The following is a 20,564-nucleotide window of genomic DNA, read 5'->3' on the forward strand; positions in this document are numbered from 1 at the left end:
GAGCTCTGCCGTAGCGGCTGCTACGGCAGAGCTCGTGTCCGAATGTCGGATCTGACCCCGGGTTTAGGCGCGCAGGCGGGCCAGTACGCCGTCGAGGATGTCGAGGTCGGCGAAGTCGATGATCATCTGGCCGCGACCTTTGGCGCCCATCTTGAACACCACCGGCGTGGCCAAGGTGTCGGACAGCTCTTCTTCCAGGCGAACGATGTCGCCGGACTTTTCTTTTTGACGTGCTTCGGCCGGCGGAGCCTTTTGCTCTTCCAGCGTCCGCGCGACCAGCTTTTCGGTTTCGCGCACCGATAACCGTTTGGCGACAACCATGTTGGCCAGGTTGATCTGCGTCGCCGCATCCACCGACAACAGCGCGCGGGCGTGTCCCATGTCGATATCGCCGGCCATCAGCATCGTTTGTACCGGATTGGCCAGGTTCATCAGGCGCAGCAGGTTCGACACCGCGCTGCGCGAACGGCCGACCGCGGTCGCCGCCTGTTCGTGCGTGAAACTGAAATCGGTGATCAGGCGATGAATGCCCTGCGCCTCTTCCAGCGGATTCAGATCCTCGCGCTGCATGTTCTCGATCAGCGCCATCGCGGCGGCGGCCTGGTCGTCGACGTCGCGCACCAAAACAGGCAGCACTTCCAGGCCGGCGATTTGCGCGGCGCGGAAACGGCGTTCGCCGGCGATGATCTCGTACTTGATCTCGCCGGTCAGCTTGTCGGTGCCGACCGGGCGCACCAGGATAGGCTGCATGATGCCCTGGGTCTTGATCGACGCGGCCAGCTCCTGCAGGCCGCCTTCGTCCATGCGCGTGCGCGGCTGGTATTTACCGGCCTGCATCTGCGTGACCGGCAGTTCGGACGGCGTGTTCGCGTCCGGGGTGGTGATGTCGCCGTCGCCGCCGAGCAGCGCTTCCAGGCCGCGACCCAGGCCTTTGAGTTTTTTGGTTGCCATGTGATTGCCTTACATTTTCTTGATGCGCTTGACCATCTCGGCGCCGAAGGCGATATACGCCTGCGCACCCTTGGAGGCCGGATCGAAGGTGACGCCCGGCAGGCCGTACGACGGCGCTTCGGCCAGACGCACGTTGCGCGGGATGATGGTTTTGAAAACCTTGTCGCCGAAGTGCTGCTCCAGCTGGGCCGACACCTGCTGCGACAAGGTCATGCGCGGATCGAACATCACGCGCAGCAGGCCGATGATCTTCAGGTCGGGATTCAGATTGGCGTGCACCTTCTTGATCGTGTTGACCAGGTCGGACAGCCCTTCCAGCGCGTAGTACTCGCACTGCATAGGGATGATGACGCCGTGCGCGGCGCACAGGCCGTTCAAGGTCAGCATCGACAGCGCGGGCGGGCAGTCGATCAGGATGAAGTCGTACTCCTTGTCGACCAGGGCCAGCGCATCCTTCAGGCGGCGCTCGCGGTTGTCCAGCGAGACCATCTCGACTTCGGCGCCTGCCAGCTCGCGGTTGGAAGGCAGCACGTCGAACTGGCCCGGCTCCGACCGCTGGCGCGCTGTGGCCACGTCTGATTCGCCCAGCATCACCTCATAAGTCGATGCCGGCAGCCCTGCCTTGTTGATGCCTGCACCCATCGTGGCGTTGCCTTGCGGGTCCAGGTCGACCAGCAATACGCGCTGGTCCAGCTTTGCCAATCCGGCGGCCAGGTTGACCGTTGTGGTAGTCTTACCTACGCCACCCTTTTGATTCGCTACGCAAAAAATTTTCGCCATGTATTTCTTTTTATGTTCGTACTGCTAATTGTATATACTATTAAAACGATATAAACGATTTATATTGTTTATACAGAATAAACTGTATAAACCATTTATATCGTATAAATCATTTACCTAGTTTCGGCCTGGATGAAAACCAGGTGGCGCTCCGCGTCCAGCCCCGGCACTTCCAAAGGCTCCAGTTTCTGCACTTTCCATGGCTCTGGCAGTCGCTCCCGCTCCTCTGCCGGCGCCGTCCCTTTCAGGGCTATAAATCGCCCGCCCTCTTGCAGCAGGTGCCCCGACCAGTTGACGAAGTCGGAAAGGTCCGCAAAAGCCCGCGAGGTGATGACGTCGAATTTCGTCTTCACTTCCAGCTGCTCCACGCGCTTGGTGTATACCGTCACGTTGGACAGGCCCAGCTCCGCCTTTACCTGATTCAAAAACGCGGTCTTCTTGTGCACCGTGTCGATCATCGACACTTTCATGTCCGGACGGCTGATCGCCAGCACCATGCCCGGCAGTCCGCCCCCTGCTCCCACGTCCAGCACGTTGGCGGCGCCGGCGAAGGCAGGTACCGCCGCCAGCGAATCCAGCACGTGCAAGGTCACCATCTGCATCGGATCGCGCACCGACGTCAGGTTGTACACCGAATTCCACTTGTTCAGCAGCGCCAGGTAGTCCAGCAGTTTTTCCACCTGGTCGTCGCCAAGGTCCAGCTTCAGACTATTGATGCCTTGTTTTAAAACATCCGCGAGTACTGCACGGTCAAACACCTTCATTGAACAGCCTCATCTTTTTCAGCATTCACAAATCCACCGAAGCCTGCCTTCTTCAGGTGCACCAGCAGCAGCGAGATCGCCGCCGGCGTCACGCCCGAAATGCGCGATGCCTGGCCCAGCGTTTCCGGACGCTGCGCATGCAGTTTCTGCCGCACTTCCACCGACAACGCGGTGATGTCCAGGTAGCTGAAACCTTCCGGCAATTTCAGGTTTTCGTAGTGCTCGTGGCGCTCGACTTCCTTGGTCTGGCGGTCGATATAGCCCGAATACTTCAGTTGAATTTCCACCTGTTCGCGCACCGCTTCGTCGCTCACGCCGGGACCGGCCAGCTCGCGGCCGTCGATGCCGGACAAGCTCATCAGCTTGTCGTAGTCCACGCCGGGACGCGCCAGCAGATTCGCCAGCGAGTACTCGCGCTCGATCGCCTGGCCGATGACGCGCTCGGATTCGGCCGCTTCCAGGATGCGTGGATTGACCCACGTCGAGCGCAGACGCTCCAGTTCCATCGCCACGGCTTCGCGTTTTTTCTCGAACGCTTCCCACTGCGCATCGCCGACGCAGCCCAGCTTGCGGCCGATTTCGGTCAGGCGCATGTCGGCATTGTCTTCACGCAGACTCAGGCGATATTCGGCGCGGCTGGTGAACATGCGGTACGGTTCCAGCACGCCTTGCGTGACCAGGTCGTCGACCAGCACGCCGAGGTAGGCCTCGGAACGGGCCGGCGTCCAGGCTTCGCGGCCCTGGGTTTGCAGCGCGGCGTTGATACCCGCCAGCATGCCCTGCGCCGCCGCTTCCTCGTAGCCGGTGGTGCCGTTGATCTGGCCGGCGAAGTACAGGCCGGCAACGGCCTTGGTTTCCAGCGATGCCTTGAGGCCGCGCGGGTCGAAATAATCGTATTCGATGGCATAGCCGGGACGCAGGATGTGGGCGTTTTCCATGCCCTTCATCGAGCGCACCAGTTCGATCTGCACGTCGAATGGCAGGCTGGTCGAGATGCCGTTTGGATAGAATTCGTTGGTGGTCAGGCCTTCCGGTTCCAGGAAAATCTGGTGCGATTCCTTGGCCGAGAAGCGGTGGATCTTGTCTTCGATCGACGGGCAATAGCGCGGGCCGACGCCTTCGATGACGCCGGTGTACATCGGGCTGCGGTCCAGACCGGCGCGAATGATGTCGTGGGTCTTGTTGTTGGTATGCGTAACCCAGCACGGCATCTGCCGCGGATGCATGGCGGCATTGCCCATCACCGAGAACACCGGCACCGGATCGAGGTCGCCCGGCTGCTCTGTCATCAGCGAAAAATCGATGCTGCGGCCGTCGATGCGCGGCGGCGTGCCGGTCTTCAGGCGGCCTTGCGGCAGCTTCAATTCCTTCAGCCGGGCCGACAGCGAGATCGCCGGCGGATCGCCGGCGCGGCCGGCCGAGTAGTTCTGCAGGCCGACATGGATCTTACCGTCGAGGAAAGTGCCGGCGGTCAGCACCACGGCTGGCGCCAGAAACTTCAGGCCGATCTGGGTGACGGCGCCGACCACGCGGTCGCCCTCCACCATCAGATCGTCGACGGCCTGCTGGAACAGCCACAGGTTGGGCTGGTTTTCCAGGCGCGAACGGATGGCTTGCTTGTACAGGATGCGGTCGGCCTGGGCGCGGGTTGCGCGCACGGCAGGGCCTTTGGAGGAATTCAAGATGCGGAACTGGATGCCCGATTCATCGGTGGCGATCGCCATGGCGCCGCCCATGGCATCGACTTCCTTGACCAGATGGCCTTTGCCGATACCGCCGATGGATGGGTTGCACGACATCTGGCCCAGCGTCTCAATGTTATGCGTGAGCAGCAGAGTCTTCTGCCCCATGCGGGCGGAAGCGAGGGCCGCCTCGGTACCGGCGTGACCACCGCCGACAACGATGACGTCGAAATTAGTTGGAAATAACATGATGGATTTGGTTAAAGCGAAGGGATCAAGGTCAGATTATAGAGTCTTTTTGCTGCTGCGACTTTTTTGAGCAAAAAAATAGTGCCCGATTGTTCCACGTGAAACATTGAAAAAGGGCGCCTGTCGTTCCCAACAGGCGCCCTCTTTTGGTTCCACGTGAAACAATATCACCAACGCAACCATGCATCGTAGCCAGATTTCACGATCAATATCGTGACCACGATCAGGAACAGCTGGCGCACGAAACCGCTGCCGTGCTTCATCGCCAGGCGCGAGCCGATGATGGAACCGCCGATCTGGCACACCGCCATGAACGCGCCCAGCTCCCACAACAAATGGCCGCTGTAGCCGAACCAGACCAGCGCGGCGAAATTACACGCGACGTTGACGATCTTGGCTACCGCCGAGGCGGCGAGGAAATCGAAGCCGAAGACGCGGACAAACAGGAACACCAGGAAGCTGCCCGTGCCGGGGCCGAAGAAGCCGTCGTAGAATCCGATGCCGGCGCCGATCAGCAGCGCCAGCGTCTGTTCCTTGCGGCCGGTGTGCAGCGGAGCGTGAACATTGCCGAAGTCCTTCTTGGCAAAGGTATAGATGGCAACCGCCAACAGGACGATCGGCAACAGCATCCGCATGAATTCGCCCGATACCCTGGTTACCGTGTAGGCGCCGAGGAAGGAGAAAATCAAGGCGGTGAACGCGGCAGGCGCGGCAACCGTCCAGGCGATGGCGACGCGACGCGCGTAGTTGACCGCGGCCACGCCGGTGCCGAATATGCCGGCCAGCTTGCTGGTGCCGATCAGCGTGGCCGGCGCCATGTTGGGAAACACGGCGAACATCGCCGGCAGCTGTATCAATCCCCCACCCCCGACGACCGAGTCCACCAGACCCGCGCCGAACGCAGCCACTCCCAACACCAGATAGTCGACCATCACGAACATTCCTCAAGCATGCAAAGGCTATATTGTACGGAAGAAAGCCAAGCCGCTCTCCATGCATGTCCGTCATGCTTACTGTAAGATTTCACGTGAAACTCCAACTCCAGGAAGCCGCCGCCATGAATGATTTTCCAGCGTTTGCATTCAGCACTGTCGCCCATGTCGTGTCCGAGCTCGGCGCCGCCGGCAGGCTTGGCGAGCACATCACCCAGCGCTTTCCGGACGCCAAACGCGCCCTGCTCGTCACCGATCCCGGCTTCCTGAAGACAGGCCTGGTGGACGTTCCGGCCGCCAGCCTGCGGGCCGCCGGACTGCAGGTGGAGGTCTATTCCAACGTCGTCGCCGACCCGCCGGAACAGGTGGTGCTGGACGCAGTCGCCGCCGCGCGCAAGCATCGGACCGACATCGTCATCGGCATCGGCGGCGGCAGTTCGATGGATGTCGCCAAGCTGATCGCCGTGCTGGCCGGCAGCGACCAGCCGCTCGGCGCGATCTACGGCATCGGCAATGTGAAGGGCGCTCGCTTGCCGCTGGTGCAGATTCCAACCACCGCCGGCACCGGTTCCGAGGTCACCAACATCGCCATCGTGACGACCGGCGCCACCACAAAGATGGGCGTCGTCGCGCCGCAACTCTATGCGGACCTGGCGTTGCTGGACGCGGAACTGACGCTCGGCCTGCCGCCTTTGGTCACCGCCGCGACCGGCATCGACGCGATGGTGCACGCCATCGAGGCCTACACCAGCCGCCATAAAAAGAACCCGCTGTCCGACCTGCTGGCGCGCAAGGCGCTGGGCCTGCTGTCCGCCAACCTGATCCGCGCCTGCGAAAATGGCCGCGACCTGGCGGCGCGGCAGGCGATGCTGCTCGGCGCCATGCTGGCGGGACAGGCGTTCTCCAACGCGCCGGTGGCGGCGGTGCATGCGCTGGCGTATCCAATAGGCGGCATATTCCACGTGCCGCACGGCTTGTCGAATTCGCTGGTGCTGCCGCACGTGCTGCGTTTCAACGCGCCGGAAGCGGCTGGCTTGTATGCGGAACTAGCTGAGATCGTGGTGCCGGAAGCGAGCGGCAGCGTCGAGGCGAGGGCGGAAGCGCTGGTTGTTGCGATGCAGCAAATTGCCATCATCTCGGGGATCGAGCGGACCTTGCAGCAGGTGGGGATCAGGGAAACGGACCTGGACCGGCTGGCGGATGACGCCATGCTCCAGACCCGTTTGTTGGGGAACAACCCCCGCACCGTCACGCGCGACGATGCGAGGGCGATCTACGCCGCAGCGTTGTAGACCCTAGTTCGGCACGTCGACCGTGGTGCCGCTGACGGTGATGGTGTTGCCGGTCACCGGTGCGGCGGCGATCGGCGGCACGTTGGCCACGGTGATCAGCGACGTGTTATCGAAACGCGGCACCGTCCGCACCACCTGCGACGGCGGCAGCGCCACCGCCGAACTGCGCAGGTTGGCCATCATCGCATCCAGCGCCCGGAACAGGTACACGTGCAAAGGCACGATATTCGCGGGCAGCGCGTTGGTGAACGAATCGAAGTGATTGGCGTTGGTCACCTCGATGTAGCGCAGCTTGCTGGTGCCGCCCTCCGCCGACGCATTCAGGCCCAGATACGCGCGCGAGGCAAAGTTCACCGGGATCAGCGTATCGCTGCGGCCCTGCACGATGATGGCCGGCTTGCCATGCAGATTGCCGGTCGCCGCCACCTCGGCCATGCCCGCTTTCACGCGCGCGCTTTGCGCCGCCAGCGTCGCGCTCAGCGGCCCGCCGGTGACCGCATCGACACCCGTCGCCAGCGAGCGCAGGCACAGGAAGCCGTCCAGCGACTGGTCCGCCAGGCTGCTGCTCGGCGACACGCCGAAGTTATAAGCCTTGGCGCCGCCCACGGAATTCTCGTACACCACACTGCCGACGATGCCGTTCTGCGTGGCGAAGCTGCTCGCTTTTTGAGCAGCCGTGAAGGCCAGCGGCGTGCCTGTGGCGTCGGTCGGCGCGAACGAGAATCCGCACACCTTGTCCGTCACCGAGAACTTGCCGTAGGCGTTGGCGTACGTCACCGCCACCAGGATGTTGGTGCCGGCGTGCGCGGCCTGCAGGATGTCCGAATCCGCCAGCCAGCCGTAAGCCTTCAGGCGCGCCTTGGCGTCGTTCTGCTGCGACAGCAGGTCGGTGCCGGTCAGCAGGCCCTTGGCCACCAGCGCCGTGCAACGCCCCGGAGCGGCCGCTGTGGACGCGATGCAAGGCTGGTACAGCGCGGCATAGGTCGAGTAGTCGAACAGCGCCTTGCCCTGCCCCGTCACGCTGGCGCCGCCCTGGCGCACCGAGTAGCCGGTGGCGGTCTTGGGCTGGACTTGCGGCTCGGTGGCCGCCACGCCGCTGATAAGGCCCTTGGTGTCCTGTTCCGCGGCCAGCAGCGCCGAGCCCGCACCGTTGGAGATGCTGGAAGCGATCGTGATCGTGTTTTTCGGCGTCAGGCGGACGATGTGGCTCTTGTTATCCTTGGCCAGCACGCCGTACTTTTCGTTCAGCACGTAGAAGGCAAACTCCACCGCCTGCAGCGTGAACTTGCCCCAGTCCTTTTCCGGATTCTGCTGCGAGTGCGCGTGCTTGAAGGCGATGCGCGCCGGCGACGACGAGGCGAACGCGGCGCGGTCGGCGTCGCTCAGCGCCGGCGTGAAGATGGAATTCTTGGCCGCCGACGCGCGCGTGGCGCGCACGCCGTTCTGCAGGTTCACGCTGTCGTCGTCGAAGGCGTAGAGGCCGGTGCCGCTGCCCTTGTCGGCGTAGGCGACCGCGCAGTTGTTCTTCAAGCCCCATTCGCCGGCGCTGCCGATGGCGCCGTAGATGCCGCGCGACCCGCTCGAGGTGCCGGTGACGATGCATGGATTATTCACGTCGAACGTCGCCGGCACCTGCACCATCAAGGTCACGTTCTGGTTGCCGGTACCGTCGTCGGAATACGCCACGTACTCGGAGCCGGCGACCATGCCCTGCCCCGATCCGACATTGCCCTTGGCATCCACATTCGGGCCGTACAGCGTGCCGTAGCCGCTGTTGGCGGAGATGTCGAGCACGGCGCGGTAGTTGGCGTAGATCGCATTGCGCCGCAGCTCCGCCGGCGTCGGATTCACCGGATCCGCGTAGGTGGGCGCGGCCGCGGCAGCCAGGCCGGTGGCGCCCAGGCCGGCGGTCAGCAAATCGTCGCTGGTGCCGTCGTAGGTCTTGCTGGTGATCGTGCCCAGGTAGCTGGGCAACTGGTTCAGATCTTCAGCCGTATCGTGCTCGTTCGAACCGCAAGCGGTCAGCGCAACGCCGGCTAGCGCCAACGCAAGTTTTTTAATATGCATGTCATCCTCTATTCAATAAAAGTTACGGACGGACCACTCCCACTCCGGCCGGCGGCCAGATAAAAATTTACTACCGATGAGAAAAAAGCGCCGGACAGAACGTCCGGCGCGTGCGCTACATCATGCGGGCTTCTTGACGGCGCCGAAGCGCGCGACAATTTCGCCGATAATCCCGCGCCGGAACAACAGCACGCAGACAATGAAGATAAAACCGATCACCATGTTGACCGCTTCGCCGATGGTGTTGAACCATTCGATGCCGGTGTGCGACACCATGAAAATGCCGAAGTCGCCCAGCTTGTTTTCCAGCGCGATGATGATGATGGCGCCCAGCATCGGACCGGCCAGCGTGCCCATGCCGCCGACCAGGGTCATCAGGATCACCAGGCCGGACATGCTCCAGTGCACGTCGGTCAGCGTTTCAAAACCCTGCACCAGCATGTTGGAAGCGCCGGCCAGGCCGGACAGCGCGGCCGACAGCACGAAGGCCAGCAGCTTGTACTTGTCGACGTCGTAGCCCAGCGAGATCGCGCGCGGCTCGTTTTCCTTGATCGCCTTCAGCACCTGGCCGAACGGCGAATGCACGGTACGCACGATCAGCATAAAGGCCAGCACCGCGACACCCAGCACGAAGAAGTACAGCGCGGTATCGTTGGACAGGTCGAGCATGCCCAGCAGTTTTCCACGTGGAACACCCTGCAGGCCGTCTTCGCCGCCGGTGAACTCGCCGGCGCGCAGCGCGCCGAAGTAGACCATCTGCGCCAGCGCCAGCGTGATCATCGAGAAGTAGATGCCCTGGCGGCGGATCGCCAGCGCGCCCATCACCAGCCCGATCAGCGCACCGGCCGCAACGCCGGCCAGCATGCCCAGCTCGAGCGGCCAGCCCCACACCTTCATCGCATTGCCGGCCACGTAGCCGGCGGCGCCGAAGAAGGCGGCATGGCCGAACGACAGCAGGCCGGTAAAGCCGATCAGCAGGTTGAACGAGCAGGCAAACAGCGCGAACACCAGCAGCTTGGCCAGGAAGATCGGATAGCCGACAAACGGCGCCGCCAGCGCGATCGCGAAGGCGATCAGGTAACCCAGTTTCTTATTCATCTGTGCCCTCTTATTTTTCTTTGCCGAACAAGCCGGCTGGACGGATCAGCAACACGATGACCATCACCAGGAATACCACGGTCGACGAAAACTCCGGGTAGAACACCTTGGTCAGGCCCTCGATGATGCCCAGGCCGAGACCGGTCAGGATGGAACCCATGATCGACCCCATGCCACCGATCACCACAACGGCGAATACGACGATAATCAGGTTCTGGCCCATCAGGGGCTGCACCTGGATCACCGGGGCCGCCAGCACCCCTGCAAAGCCCGCCAAAGCGACGCCGAAGCCGTAGGTCAGCGTGACCATCAGCGGCACGTTGATGCCGAAGGCTTCGACCAGCTTGGGATTCTCGGTGCCGGCGCGCAGGTAGGCGCCCAGCTTGGTCTTCTCGATGACGAACCAGGTCGACAGGCACACCGCCAGCGAGGCCACCACCACCCACGCACGGTAGTTCGGCAGCACCATGAAGCCGAGGTCGGTCGCCCCGGCCAGCGCCTCCGGCACCTGGAACGGCTGGCCGGACACGCCGTAGAACGAGCGGAACACGCCTTCGACCAGCAAGGTGATGCCGAAGGTCAACAGCAGGCCATACAGATGATCCAGCTTGTAGAGCCAGCGCAGCATGGTTTTTTCAATGATGATGCCGAACACGCCGACGATCAGCGGCGCCAGCACCAGCATCACCCAATAGTTGAGGCCGAAGTAGGCCATCCCCATCCAGGCGACAAACGCGCCCATCATGTACAGGGCGCCGTGCGAGAAGTTAATCACATTCAGCAGGCCGAAGATCACGGCCAGGCCGAGCGACAGCATGGCATAGAAGGAGCCGTTGACCAGCCCCAGCAGCAGCTGGCTCATCATCGCGGGCAGGGGAACGCCGAAAATTTCCATGAGATCACAATATAAAGATCGCCTCCCCGGACGGGGCGGCGCGGAGCCAGAAAAAGGCCGCGCGCAGCGTGGAAGCGCGCGCAGCCTGTGTACAACTCAGCTTATTTCCACAGGGCGCATTTGGTTTCCGCCTTGGTGGCGTACGCCTGGTCGCCGGGAATGGTGGCCACGACCTTGTAGTAATCCCATGGATATTTCGATTCCGACGGCTTCTTCACTTCCATCAGGTACATATCGTGCACCATGCGGCCGTCCGGGCGGATCACGCCGTTCTTGGCGAACATGTCGTTGATCTTGTTCGCCTTCAGGTAGGCCATGACCTTGTCGGTGTCGTCGCTGCCGACGGCCTTGACCGCCTTCAGGTAGTTGCTGGCGGCGGAGTAGTCGGCCGCTTGCAGCATCGACGGTTCCTTCTTCATTTTCTCGAAGTAGCGCTTCGACCAGGCGCGGGTTTCCGCGTTCTGGTCCCAGTACCAGCCGTCGGTCAGGTACATGCCCTGGGTCAGGTTCAGGCCCAGCGAGTGCACGTCGTTGATGAAGATCAGCAGGCCGGCCAGCTTCATCTTCTTGGTGATGCCGAACTCGTTGGCGGCTTTGATCGAGTTGATCGCGTCGCCGCCGGCGTTGGCCAGGCCCAGGATCTGCGCGCCCGACGATTGCGCCTGCAGCAGGAAGGACGAGAAGTCCGACGCCGACAGCGGGTGCTTGACCGAGCCCAGCACCTTGCCGCCCTGCGCCTTGACCACGTCCGCGGTGTCTTTTTCCAGCGACTGACCGAAGGCGTAGTCGGCGGTCAGGAAGTACCAGCTCTTGCCGCCCTGCTTGACGATGGCGCCGCCGGTGCCGCGCGCCAGCGCGATGGTGTCGTAGGCGTAGTGAATCGTGTACGGCGTGCATTCCTCGTTGGTCAGGCGGGCCGAGCCGGCGCCGATCGAGATGAACACTTTTTTCTTCTCGGCCGCGACCTTGGCCATGGCCAGGTTGGCGCCGGAGTTGGTGCCGCCGATCAGCAGGTCGACGCCCTGCTGGTCGAACCATTCGCGTGCCTTGGAGGCGGCGATGTCGGCCTTGTTTTGGTGGTCCGCGGAGATGAACTCGACCTTCTTGCCGGCGATGACCACGCCGGCGTCGGCGATCGCCATCTTGACCGCTTCGGCCCCGCCGGCGCCGTCGATGTCGGTGTACAGACCGGACATGTCGGTGATCAGGCCGATCTTGATGGTGTCGCCGGAAACCTGGGCTTGGGCAGCAAAAGACAGGCCGAATGCGCATACGGCGGTTGCTGCGATGGTGATGGCTTTAAGTTTCATTTCGTCTCCGTTGGTTCAAGAAGTAGTGTTATTGCTTATTTTTTTCCACTTGCTTACACGCCCAGAAGCTCGGTCAACACCGGCATCTTGGCGCTCAGTTCTGATGCAACAAAGGTCTCAACGATTTGACCGTGTTCCATCACATAAAACCGGTCCGCCAGCGGGGCGGCAAACCGGAAATTCTGTTCCACCATGACGATGGTGTATCCCTTGGATTTCAGCGTGGTGATCATCCGCGCCAGGCCTTGCACGATGACCGGCGCCAGGCCTTCCGAAATTTCATCGAGCAACAGCAGGCGCGCGCCGGTGCGCAGGATGCGCGCCACCGCCAGCATCTGCTGTTCGCCGCCGGACAGGCGCGTGCCCTGGCTGTGCTTGCGCTCTTCCAGGTTAGGGAACATCGCGTAGATTTCCTCGACCGACATGCCCTTCTCGCCGGTGGACAACTGCGGCGGCAACAGCAGGTTTTCCTCGGTCGACAGCGACGAGAAGATGCCGCGCTCCTCCGGGCAATAGCCGATGCCGAGGTGGGCGATTTTATGCGTCGGCAAACCGATCGATTCCGCGCCGTTGACCTTGATCGAGCCCTTGCGGGCGCCGGTCAAGCCCATGATCGAGCGCAGCGTGGTGGTGCGGCCGGCGCCGTTGCGGCCCAGCAGCGTGACCACTTCGCCCGGCTGCACCGTCAAATTGACGTTGTGCAGGATGTGCGATTCGCCATACCAGGTTTGCAGGTTCGAAATTTCCAGAGCGGCCGTCATCAGTGGGCTCCTTCCAGCACGGCGGCTTCTGTACCCATATACGCTTCCATCACTTGTGGATTGTTCGAAACTTCCGCATACGTGCCTTCCGCCAGCATCGCGCCGCGTTGCAAAACGGAGATCTTGTCGCAGATGCCGGACACCACTTTCATGTTGTGCTCGACCATCAGGATGGTGCGGCCGGACGACACTTTTTTAATCAGCTCGGTCACGCGGTGCACGTCTTCGTGACCCATGCCCTGGGTCGGTTCATCAAGCAACATCAGCTCCGGTTCCATCGCCAGCGTGGTGGCGATCTCCAAAGCGCGCTTGCGGCCGTAAGGCATGTCGACGGTGACGGTGTCGGCGAATTCGGTCAGGTCGACCTCGGCCAGCAGCTGCATGGCGCGGTCGTTGAGCTTGTCCAGCGCGCGCTCGCTTTGCCAGAAGTGGAAGCTGGTGCCCAGCTGGCGCTGCAGGCCGATGCGCACATTCTGCAACACCGTCAGGTGCGGAAACACCGCCGAAATCTGGAACGAACGGATCACGCCCATGCGGGCGATCTGCGCCGGCTTGGCGGCGGTGATGTCCTTGCCGTTGAACAGGATCTGGCCGGAAGTGGGCACCAGGAACTTGGTCAGCAAATTGAAGCATGTGGTTTTGCCTGCACCATTGGGACCGATCAGCGCGTGGATGTGGCCGCGCTGCACTTTGAGATTGACATCATTGACCGCGGTAAAACCCTTGAATTCCTTGGTCAGATTCTTTGTTTCCAAGATAACGCCGGACATCCTGTCTCCCAGTTATTCTTTTCAAACTACTAAATTTTTTTAGATCATACACAGTAACAAATTGGCTAACAATACAGTATAACTACGGTTGACTTTTGATCTAAGCCTAACGGGGCCGGTCTTTCATTTCCACTCTGAACGAATCATTTCTGAAGCTTTCTCAGCGATCATGATGGTGGGAGAGTTGGTATTTCCTGAGGTAATGAAAGGCATCACGGAAGCATCGACCACGCGCAGGCCGCGTACTCCAATTACACGCAATTGGCTGTCGACCACCGCACCCGGATCGTCGGCGCGGCCCATCTTGCAGGTGCCCACCGGATGGAAAATCGTGGTGCCGATCGCCCCCGCCGCGTCGGCCAACTCCTCCTCCGTGCGATAGTGGATGCCGGGCTTGTATTCCTCCGGCGCGTATTTCTGCAGCGCCGGCGCGGCGGCGATGCGGCGCGTCAACGTCAGCGCGGCGGCGGCCACTTTGCGGTCTTCCGCGGTGCTCAAGTACATCGGCGAGATTTTCGGCGGCGCATACGAATCGGCGCTGGCGATGCGCACATGACCGCGCGACGTCGGCCGCAGATTGCAAACGCTGGCCGTGAATGCGGGGAAAGCGTGCAGGGGATCGCCAAACTTTTCCAGCGACAAAGGCTGTACGTGATATTGCAGATTCGGCGTGGCCTGGCCGGCATCGGACCGGGCGAACGCCCCCAGCTGCGACGGCGCCATCGACATCGGCCCGCTCTGGAACAGCGCATATTCAAGGCCGATTTTCATCTTGCCGAACCAGTTGGACGCCATCGTATTCAAGGTGCGCGCGCCGCCGCCGACTTTGTAGATCATGCGCAGCTGCAGATGGTCTTGCAGGTTTTCGCCGACGCCGGGCAGGTCGGCCATCGTCGCAATGCCATGCTGGTTCAGCATCGCCGCGGCGCCGATGCCGGAGCACTGCAAAATCTGCGGACTGCCAACGGAGCCAGCCGCCAACAGGGTTTCCTTCTCTGCGGTGGCGCTGAACCGGGTGCCGCCGCCGGTGAAAATCACACCTTTGCAAACGGTGCCGCACTCGCCTTTTTCAATGATAAGGCGTTCCACGTGGCAGCCCGTCATGATGGTCAGGTTAGGCCGTTTCGCCGCCGGTTTTAAAAACGCCTTGGCCGTATTCCAGCGTATGCCGCGTTTTTGATTGACCTCGAAGTAGCCGCAACCGTCGTTGTCGCCGCGATTGAAATCATCCACTTTCTGGATGCCGGTTTGCTCGGCCGCGTCGCGGAAGGCGTCCAGTATGCGCCACGACAAGCGCTGCTTTTCCACGCGCCACGGACCGCCGGCGCCATGATTTTCCGACGCGCCGCCGTGGTAATCCTCGCTCTTCTTGAACAAGGGCAGCACCGACTGCCAGCGCCAGCTGTCGTCGCCGGTCAGGTCCGCCCAGCGGTCGTAGTCGCCGACCTGGCCGCGCATGTAGATCATGCCGTTGATGGAGGAACTGCCTCCGAGCACTTTGCCGCGCGGGTAAAGCAGGCTGCGGCCGCCCAGCCCGGGATCGGCTTCCGTACGGAACATCCAGTCCGTCCGCGGATTGTCTATGCAATGCAGGTAGCCGACGGGTATGTGTATCCACACATAATCGTCTTTGCCGCCCGCCTCGATGAGCAGGACATTCGCTTCCCTGTTCGCACTCAGTCGGTTTGCCAATACACAACCCGCTGACCCTGCACCAATAATGATGTAATCGTATGTGCCTGCTGATTCCAAAAACTGCTCCTCCAGGGTGGTGTTTCCGTCAGGCCGCGTTCAACTCCGCGATCAAGGTTTCGACCAGTTTCGCCGCCGGCATGGGCCGCGCGCGCGATACGCCGGTGCCGCACCAGAGCGACATCAGTTCGGTATCGCCACGCTTGGCTGCTTCGGCACGAATAGGCGTGGTTAGCGCATTTTGAATAGGATATGCGGGGAGTTGCTTCTCCACCGGCGCAAGCTCGCGCATCAAGCGGTTTTCCAGCCCGCGCGCGTAGCGGCCGGAAAACGTCCTCGTCAGCCGGGTCGGATGATCCCCGGCCGTCAACAGCCGTTGCCTGTAGTGCGGGTTGATGGCGCACTCGTCCGTGACCAGAAACGCCGTGCCCATCTGCACCGCCTGCGCGCCGCCATCCAGCGCGCGCTTGATGTCGGCGCCGCTCATGATGCCGCCGGCCGCGATCACCGGAATATGCACGGCCGCGACCACCGTCGGCAGCAACTCGAAAGTGGTCAGCTTGGCGTCTTCCTGCGCACCGATGAAGGTGCCGCGATGTCCGCCCGCGTCCGTTCCGGAGGCGATCACCGCGTCGGCGCCCCTGCTCTGCCAGGCCAGCGCTTCGTCGGCGTGGGTAATCGTGCCGACAACCAGGATGCCGGCATCATGCAGCCGCCTGATTTGCGCCTCGCTGAGAATGCCGAACGTGAAACTGGCCACGGCGGGGCGCAGCGCGATCAAGGTTTCGAACTGGGCCGCGAAGTCTTCGCACCACTTGGCCGGCGCCGGAAGTTCGGTCCAGCCCAGCGACGACCAGAGCGGCTTGAGCCATTCCACCGCGCGCGCCACTTCCGCCGGATCCGGCTCAGGCATGCCCTGAACAAAGAAATTAAGGCAGAACGGCTTGTCGGTCAGCGCGCGGATTTGCGCGGTTTGCTCGCGGATCGTGTCCGGCGACAGCAGGGAACAGGCCAGCGTGCCCAGCCCGCCGGCATTGGAGACGGCCGCCACCTGGGCCGGCGTATTGCCGGCACCGGCGGTAGGGCCCTGGATGATCGGATGCGGAAAAACAGATGCCAAATTCATCGAAAACCTCGCACAAATGGTGTTTTTCACATGTGGATAAGTCTATGGATATCCACAGGCACCAAATGTGAGTAAACAAAAAAATTTTGGGGACCGTTTTTCTTATCCCAAAACAGTTCTTTGCTCATACACGGCTTTCGAGCCTGCTTATACGGCGCGTAAACGCCTGATTCTAATCCAAAATGGGGACTTATCCACAGAAAAGTGTCTGCGTTAACAACTACTACTATTTTTATATCTACATCTTTAGAGTAAACCATAAACCCAAAAACCACAGGCGCAAGCGCCTTGGCAACCCGATACGACTTCTTTCCCCTATACTAAGTTGGCAAACAAACAGCCACAGCCGGAGAATTTTTTGTCCTCACCACGCAAAAATCTACGGTCGCCGGCTTATCTGCGCTTTCGGCGACGTCTGATCACCGGCCTTTTGCTTATGGCGGCACTTGCCATTGCGCTTGTCGTCACGCAATTTCGCACCGCTTACATCGAACGCGAGCTCTCCGTTCAGAGCCAGACCGAGCATTACGTCAAGGCAATGGAAGCCCATGTGCGGTACTCGATTCAATCGATCGATCTGTCATTGCTCGGTTTTGCCAATGCCATCAAAGTCCTGAACCCGCAACAACGCCGTTCGCCGGAAATGATGTCGGAACTACTGTCCTCACGCGGATCAAGTTTCAACAGCGAATACTGGATCACATTCCTGGATACCAAAGGCGACATCGTCGCCACGTCCACCAACAACGACGTCGCCGGAACCGCCTACGGAGATCGCGATTACTTCAAAGCCCATTTGAACGAGTCCATGCGCGGAAAGTTGTTCGTTGGCGAGCCGGCGATAGGTCGCCGCAGCAAGCAAAAACTGTTTTTCCTGAGCCGCCGCGTGGAAAGCGCCAAAGGCGAATTCCTTGGCGTAATCGTCGCGCCACTGAATGTCAGCCGCTACGCCACCGTTTTTGAAAACTCGCGCTTCAGTTCCGACATCTCGATCACATTGGTACACGCTGGTGGAAAAGTGATTGCCCGCGCGCCGAATTTTGAGGAAGCATTTGCCCGCGACCTGGGCCCGACGGCCTTATTCGACAACGTTCGCCGCGCCAAATCCGGCACCTACAAAACCGTCAGCAGCATCGACAAGCTGACCCGGGTCTTCAGCTACCGCGTATTCGCGGATGTTCCGCTGGTGATCGTTGTTGGCAGCAACGATTCGGAAGCGACCAGGCTGTTGCAGCAAAACTATCTGATCGCCGGCGCCGGCCTGGCGATATTGTTGCTGCTCATGGCAGGCGCTGGCCACTTCTCGCTGCGCACCTACACCAGGCAGGAAGAACGCGAATTGCGCTACCGCACCATGTACACGGCCAGCCGCGAGATGGAGCAAAAACTGCTCGCCAACGAGGAGGAGCGGCGCAAAAACGAAGAATCCATGAAGCTGGCCGCGCTGCTGTTCCAGAATTCCGGCGAAGGCATGATGGTGACCGATGCGGACGGCCGCATCCTGGCGGTGAATCCGGCGTTTTCTTCGCTCAGCGGTTACTCGGAAAAAGAAGTGATCGGCCACCGCGGCTATGAGCTCACTTCCGGCCGCCACGATCTGAGCTTCTACACGCGCATGTTTGAATCGATCGCCCAGTCCGGCCAGTGGGAAGGCGAACTCTGGCATCAGAACAAGAACGGCGAGGAATACCTGGTCGCGATGCGCTTCAACACCGTCTACGACGAGTTGGGAAATCCTTTCCGCTACGTCGCCCTGCTCAGCGACATCACCAAAAGGAAGGCATCCGAAGAATTAATCTGGCGCCAGGCCAACTTCGACGCGCTGACCGGATTGCCAAACCGGCGCATGTTCCATGAGCACCTGCGCCAGGAAATGAAAAAAACCGACCGCTCGGGCCTGCCGATGGCGCTGGTCTTTGTCGATCTGGATCACTTCAAGGAAATCAACGACACACTGGGCCACGACAAAGGCGATCTGCTGCTGAAAGAAGTGGCAAAACGGCTGTCCAATTCCGTGCGCGGCACCGATACCGTGGCCCGCCTGGGCGGCGACGAGTTCACCGTCATCTTGAGCGAGCTGCGCAATGCCGGCGATGTGGTGCGCATCGCGCAGGAAATCCTCAAGCAGATGAGCACGCCTTTCGACCTCGACGACGGGGCGGACAACCACATTGCCCATATTTCGAGCAGCATCGGCATCACCTTGTACCCGGAGGACGGCGCCGATGCTGAAACTTTAATCAAGAACGCCGACCAGGCCATGTACGCGGCCAAGCAGCAGGGCCGCAACCGCTTCAATTATTTCGCGCCGTTCATGCAGGAAGCCACGCGCGTGCGCATGACCCTGGTCAACGAATTGCGCGAGGCGGTCAATCACGAAGAACTGCGGATCCTGTTCCAGCCGATCGTCGACCTGGACAGCGGCAACATCTGCAAGGCCGAAGCGCTGGTGCGCTGGCAGCATCCGGTACGCGGACTGCTGAATCCTGCTGAATTTATAGGCATCGCCGAAAGCAGCGGCATGATCGTCGGCATCGGCGACTGGGTGTTCAAGCAGGCCGCGCGAGAAGCGCACAAGCTGCAGGCACTGGGATTGCCCGATTTCCAGGTCAGCGTGAACAAATCCTCCTGGCAGTTCCGCGACGACGGCAGCAACTACCAGCAGTGGCTGGATTTTTTGCAGGAATTGCACCTCAACCCCAACAGCATCATCATCGAAGTGACGGAAAACCTGCTGCTGGACACGGCCAACTCGGTTTCCGAACGCATGTTGGCGCTGCAGCACGCCCATATGCAGATTTCGCTGGACGATTTCGGCACCGGCTACTGCTCGGTCGCGTTTTTAAAGCGCTTCGATATCGATTACATCAAGATCGATCCAACTTTCGTCTCCAATCTGGCCGATGGCACGGACGGCATCGTCCTTTGCGAGGCAATTATCGCCATGGCGCACAAGCTGGGCATCAAGGTTATCGCCGAAGGCATCGAAACACCGCAACAAATGGACGCCCTCAAGGCTGCCGGTTGCGATTTTGGACAGGGATATCTGATTTCCAGGCCGATTTCGGCCGAAGAATTGGAGAAAAAGATCAAAACCGGGACCTCGCCTGTGAATAACTCGCTGGATATCCACAGGACGACTTGTGAGTAAGCACTCAAGTTGTCCGGAGGCCGATATTTTATACAGAATTGCTCCTGAACTGTTACAGCGCTTATGCAGCGGCTTATCTTTCTCGTAAACAAATGATTTGTAAACGTATACAGGACTTATCCACAGGCTTTTGCTCGTTTACTATTACTACTATTTTTATATAAATCTTTTGTAAACTACTAAACCACAAAACGCGAAATCTGAAGGCCTGCTCGTGCTCTGAAAGCACTTCGCACAGCAAAAAACCGCTTAAAATCGATCGTTTTTTGAAAACCGCTGTGGAAAAACAGCGGGAAATCCACAGCCGCCACATTGAAAACCAAGGAAAAGCATGCGTTTAGGCATCATCAGCGCGTTGGCTGAAGAACAGCATGGGCTGATAGAAGCCCTTCAGAGCCCCTACAAGCTCGTCCATGGCATGAGGGAGTACACGGGCGGGAAACTCTGGGAAATCGACGCTGTGTGCGTTCTGTCGCGTATAGGCAAGGTTGCCGCAGCGATGACAGCTTCCATCCTTGTGGAAAAGTTCGGAGTTACCCACATCATCTTTACCGGCGTCGCCGGAAGCGGGGATAAAGATGTACGGGTTGGGGATATCGTGGTCGCCGAATCGCTGGTGCAGCACGATTTCGATGCCAGCCCGCTTTTTCCACAGTTTGAGATCCCGCTGACGGGTATCTCGCACTTCGCCACGGACAGGGCGTTGACGGACCGGCTGGCCGGCGCCGCCCAGCTGACCTCGCGCGTGCATCGTGGCTTGATCGCCAGCGGTGATCAATTTATAGGCAAACTGACGCAGATTCAGGCCCTGAAGGCTGCATTGCCCGATTTATTGGCAGTGGAGATGGAAGGCGCAGCCGTGGCGCAAGTGTGTTTCGAGCTGGGCATCCCGTTTGCGGTGATCCGCACGATCTCGGACAACGCCAACGATGACGCCGCCGTCGACTTCATGCATTTCATCAAAACGGTGGCTTCCCGCTACGCCTTTGAAGTGATTGAAAACTTCTGCAAGGCGTAAAAAAAGGGCCGGGTTTTATCCCGGCC

Annotated in this window: 16 protein-coding genes; 3 read left to right on the forward strand and 13 right to left on the reverse strand. The window is 60.6% G+C overall.

The window, feature by feature from the left end:
* Positions 1-63: 63 nt before the first annotated feature.
* From ACCD07_RS11610 to ACCD07_RS11630, 5 genes are all read right to left on the reverse strand, one after another.
* The gene (locus tag ACCD07_RS11610) at positions 64-951 is read right to left on the reverse strand and encodes a ParB/RepB/Spo0J family partition protein (RefSeq protein WP_176653211.1); all 888 of its coding nucleotides are present in this window, start codon (positions 949-951) and stop codon (positions 64-66) included.
* A 9-nt stretch (positions 952-960) separates the two neighbouring features.
* Complete coding sequence (locus ACCD07_RS11615; RefSeq protein ID WP_176653212.1) at positions 961-1,731, reverse strand: ParA family protein; 771 nt, start codon at positions 1,729-1,731, stop codon at positions 961-963.
* A 113-nt stretch (positions 1,732-1,844) separates the two neighbouring features.
* On the reverse strand, positions 1,845-2,495 hold the full coding sequence (gene rsmG / locus ACCD07_RS11620; RefSeq protein ID WP_413447428.1) for a 16S rRNA (guanine(527)-N(7))-methyltransferase RsmG: 651 nt from the start codon (positions 2,493-2,495) through the stop codon (positions 1,845-1,847).
* Positions 2,492-4,426 (reverse strand): tRNA uridine-5-carboxymethylaminomethyl(34) synthesis enzyme MnmG, encoded by a 1,935-nt coding sequence (gene mnmG / locus ACCD07_RS11625; protein ID WP_176653214.1) that lies wholly within the window; start codon positions 4,424-4,426, stop codon positions 2,492-2,494. Before mnmG ends, rsmG begins: the two co-directional genes overlap by 4 nt.
* Positions 4,427-4,593: 167 nt before the next feature.
* Positions 4,594-5,358 carry a sulfite exporter TauE/SafE family protein gene (locus ACCD07_RS11630; RefSeq protein WP_353402017.1) on the reverse strand — a complete coding sequence of 255 codons (765 nt, stop codon included), beginning with the start codon at positions 5,356-5,358 and terminating at the stop codon, positions 4,594-4,596.
* Positions 5,359-5,483: 125 nt separating this feature from the next.
* Here ACCD07_RS11630 and ACCD07_RS11635 point away from each other — a divergent pair, with 125 nt between their 5' ends.
* The gene (locus ACCD07_RS11635) at positions 5,484-6,650 is read left to right on the forward strand and encodes an iron-containing alcohol dehydrogenase (protein ID WP_176653215.1); all 1,167 of its coding nucleotides are present in this window, start codon (positions 5,484-5,486) and stop codon (positions 6,648-6,650) included.
* Between the two features lie 3 nt (positions 6,651-6,653).
* Here the strand turns inward: ACCD07_RS11635 and ACCD07_RS11640 are convergent, their stop codons facing one another.
* The 8 genes from ACCD07_RS11640 to ACCD07_RS11675 all read right to left on the reverse strand — a co-directional run bounded on the left by ACCD07_RS11640 (position 6,654) and on the right by ACCD07_RS11675 (position 16,369).
* Positions 6,654-8,717, reverse strand: a complete 2,064-nt coding sequence (locus ACCD07_RS11640; protein WP_413447429.1) for a 3-hydroxybutyrate oligomer hydrolase family protein — start codon at positions 8,715-8,717, stop codon at positions 6,654-6,656.
* A gap of 120 nt (positions 8,718-8,837) precedes the next feature.
* Complete coding sequence (locus ACCD07_RS11645) at positions 8,838-9,815, reverse strand: branched-chain amino acid ABC transporter permease (protein WP_176653217.1); 978 nt, start codon at positions 9,813-9,815, stop codon at positions 8,838-8,840.
* 10 nt (positions 9,816-9,825) lie between these two features.
* Positions 9,826-10,710 carry a branched-chain amino acid ABC transporter permease gene (locus tag ACCD07_RS11650; RefSeq protein WP_176653218.1) on the reverse strand — a complete coding sequence of 295 codons (885 nt, stop codon included), beginning with the start codon at positions 10,708-10,710 and terminating at the stop codon, positions 9,826-9,828.
* Between the two features lie 101 nt (positions 10,711-10,811).
* Positions 10,812-12,020: an ABC transporter substrate-binding protein gene (locus ACCD07_RS11655; protein ID WP_176653219.1), complete on the reverse strand. Its 1,209-nt coding sequence runs from the start codon at positions 12,018-12,020 to the stop codon at positions 10,812-10,814.
* A gap of 53 nt (positions 12,021-12,073) precedes the next feature.
* Entirely contained in the window at positions 12,074-12,781 is a 708-nt protein-coding gene (locus tag ACCD07_RS11660; protein ID WP_176653220.1) for an ABC transporter ATP-binding protein, read from the reverse strand.
* Entirely contained in the window at positions 12,781-13,551 is a 771-nt protein-coding gene (locus tag ACCD07_RS11665) for an ABC transporter ATP-binding protein (protein WP_176653221.1), read from the reverse strand. The genes ACCD07_RS11660 and ACCD07_RS11665 overlap by 1 nt, the downstream gene beginning before the upstream one ends.
* Before the next feature lie 123 nt (positions 13,552-13,674).
* Positions 13,675-15,303 (reverse strand): GMC family oxidoreductase, encoded by a 1,629-nt coding sequence (locus tag ACCD07_RS11670; protein WP_413447430.1) that lies wholly within the window; start codon positions 15,301-15,303, stop codon positions 13,675-13,677.
* Positions 15,304-15,331: 28 nt separating this feature from the next.
* Entirely contained in the window at positions 15,332-16,369 is a 1,038-nt protein-coding gene (locus tag ACCD07_RS11675; protein ID WP_353401810.1) for an NAD(P)H-dependent flavin oxidoreductase, read from the reverse strand.
* 358 nt (positions 16,370-16,727) lie between these two features.
* Between ACCD07_RS11675 and ACCD07_RS11680 the strand changes: the two genes are divergently transcribed.
* Complete coding sequence (locus ACCD07_RS11680; RefSeq protein WP_353401809.1) at positions 16,728-19,520, forward strand: EAL domain-containing protein; 2,793 nt, start codon at positions 16,728-16,730, stop codon at positions 19,518-19,520.
* Positions 19,521-19,851: 331 nt separating this feature from the next.
* Entirely contained in the window at positions 19,852-20,538 is a 687-nt protein-coding gene (locus ACCD07_RS11685) for a 5'-methylthioadenosine/adenosylhomocysteine nucleosidase (protein ID WP_176653224.1), read from the forward strand.
* Positions 20,539-20,564: the final 26 nt, after the last annotated feature.

Origin of the sequence: Duganella sp. Dugasp56 (assembly GCF_047304105.1) — a bacterium.
GTDB lineage: Bacteria > Pseudomonadota > Gammaproteobacteria > Burkholderiales > Burkholderiaceae_D > Rugamonas > Rugamonas hordei.